Annotated in this window: 1 protein-coding gene and 1 pseudogene; both read right to left on the bottom strand. The window is 53.4% G+C overall.

Going from position 1 to position 2,504, the window contains the following annotated elements:
• Positions 1-270: 270 nt before the first annotated feature.
• Positions 271-1,194, bottom strand: a complete 924-nt coding sequence (locus HV773_RS36310; protein ID WP_129561472.1) for a DUF6708 domain-containing protein — start codon at positions 1,192-1,194, stop codon at positions 271-273.
• Between the two features lie 5 nt (positions 1,195-1,199).
• Positions 1,200-2,504, bottom strand: a pseudogene (locus tag HV773_RS36305) (T6SS effector BTH_I2691 family protein); the annotation flags it as partial.

The raw sequence follows: 2,504 nt of genomic DNA, 5'->3' as shown, positions 1-2,504 counted from the left end.
CGGCCCTCGGGCCGCTGCCTGAGACGCCACCGTACGTTTCTTCTTCATCGGCATATCCATGATTTTTACCTCTCATGATATGCCTCGCCCACAAAATGCCGGATAGGTCCACGACGAGCCAGTAATGCCCTCCAGCACAATCCCGTTATGGTCCGTCTTGTCGTCCTTGAGAATAAACTTGCGATTCATTTTCCGCTTCCCTGTAGTGCCTGTTGTACCTACCGGCCCCCCGCAGGTTCCAAGCGGGGGGCCGATTTCCGTGTCGACCGCTTACGCGACGGCGGCCCTCGGAGACTCGCCGGGCTGGGACGCCCGCTGCACATCATCGGGCCATACAGGCTCCCGGCTCGTCAATTGCGCGATGTAGTGCAGCAATACCATTAGACACATCGGTAAGGCGATGACAGTCATCAGCACCCACAACACCGCATTTGAATTGCGAAGCCGCTGAAAATTTTGCAATAGGACGCTTGCCGAGGCACTCAAGGACGGGCCCTCGGACAAGTACTTCTTGATAGGTGGAACCGACTCAGGTCCATCTTCCATGAACTTTCGAACGAATTCGAAGTTTGTTAGCAACTGCTCAAAGACTCTCTGCCCCCAGGCTGACGTCTCGGACCCGCCTACGACCATGCGCTTGCCAAAACTAAAGGTATTTACGATTGTCTTGCCATCCTCAGCAAGCACGTAACATCTCAACACGGTCGGCGCACCACCGTTGAACGGCGATGACATTTGCCTGTGCGCAAAGAAAAAGGCCTCATCCCAGGGGACTTCAACAACCCCACCTTTACCGTTATGCCGGAAGGCGTAGACCATCCGGTTCTTCCGGTTGAATCGTATCGTCTTGTGCCGGTAGTTGAAGCAATCCTTGAAAAGAATTGCCGCGCAGAACACGAGTCCACCGACACACGGAACAACCAGCGTCCAAAAAATAGGAGCCTGGATTGCGAACAGCGAAATCTGCCAGCCAAAATAGCCAAAAGCAGGAACCCCAACAAGAAAAGCCAGCGTTGCCCATCCTAATTGCTGGTAAGAGGTATCACAGATGTCCAGATAGACATCGTTCATGTGAAAGACCATGTGCTTGTCGTGCGCTTCACTGGCCGCCGGCTTATGGACGTCGAGGCGACGCTTGGCCTCATCCTCGCTCACAGGACGATTTATGGATACCTTCGTCAGGTAGTCGTACATCGCGCTTATCCTTGGGTCAACAGTTCAAACTGCTTGTGCTCATCCGACTCGGAAAACTTCGAGTCTCCGGTCCCAAAATAGCACTTCTCCAGCCACTCTCCAATTTTGTCCTTCTTTTTCCAGAGAATGATGAGACCAATCCCTATTACGAGAATCATGAAGATAAAGACGAATACCGTGGCCCCGAGAATTGTCGCAATGGCGAAAGCTACATTCGCGACAACGGAACTGGCATAAAGATAGGCTAAACCAAGGTTGTGATGCTCGAAATTCTCTTTGGCTTCCTTGAAGTCATAAATTGCCCCGACCAGCCCAGCAATTGCACCTACGAAACGCCCGCCATACTCCACATAAAATCCAACGGTTTCAGCGAATTCCGTCCAAAAAGCCCCTTTGCGGCCAATCTCCCCATATGCCTTCAGGCCGTTACCCAACTCTTGTACGAGGCTTGCCCCAATGGTAACGATGGACGCATCCAGCTTGTATTGCATTTCCTGGCGGTTAAGCGCGCTAGCCTCTGCGAGTTCCTTGCGTGCAACCAGCAAGTTCACCACTGTAAAGCAGGCCCCGATAAGGCCGTAGCCAAACTCCCCCTGACTGAATTTGTTGAATTTCGGAATGAACACTTCACCCACGTTCTCTTCCGTCAGGACGGCACGCGCTCCCGGCGCCAGAATCGCAGTCATCTTGTCTACCCGTGACGCAGTACCGGACGCCAGCCTGGCGGCCTCCTCTGCATCCAAGAGGATGTACTGAGGCACCTTGACAACCTTGCTGTTCGGTTGGGTGAACGTTTTGCGCAGACCACTCTTAAGCGACTTCATGGTCGGGCGATTCTTGGGCGGCATCTTTTCATAAATCTGCCGTGCCATGTAAGAAATCCACTGGCTGGGCGTGCCCTCCACAGGCTTGTAGATGAACTGCACCTTCTGCCGGTAGCACAAGGACACCGTCAGGATGCGAACCGCGGCGGAATCAACACCTTTCGCGATGAAGTTCGCCACGGGCCCCAACACCTCATGAATCACTCGGGCGACCGCCTTGTCCGCCCGCAACAGGAGGTCGTGGCCCGACTTTTCCAGAATCTGGTTAGTCGTATTATTGAGCTCAATAATTTTGGCTAGTGTTTCGCGCATTTCAATGAGTGGAGTGCCGGCGGCATCAGCAACTTTATCTGCGACCAAATCGTGGTTGAGAATTGAGCGGCCCCCGGTAAACAGTGCCATGATGTAAGCGAGTTTTCGGCGGACTTTTCGAAGGAAAGGAGCCGTGCGATGAAACGCAAACGCTTCAGTGTCGAGCAGATTGTG

Source organism: Paraburkholderia caffeinitolerans, assembly GCF_902859945.1.
GTDB lineage: Bacteria > Pseudomonadota > Gammaproteobacteria > Burkholderiales > Burkholderiaceae > Paraburkholderia > Paraburkholderia caffeinitolerans.
Note: the sequence above shows the minus strand (reverse complement) of the source record. Positions and strands in the feature narration are given on the sequence as shown.

Excerpts from the sequence above, each read along its gene's own strand:
- HV773_RS36310 (WP_129561472.1), bottom strand. The coding sequence starts at position 1,194 with ATGTACGACTACCTGACGAAGGTATCCATAAATCGTCCTGTGAGCGAG.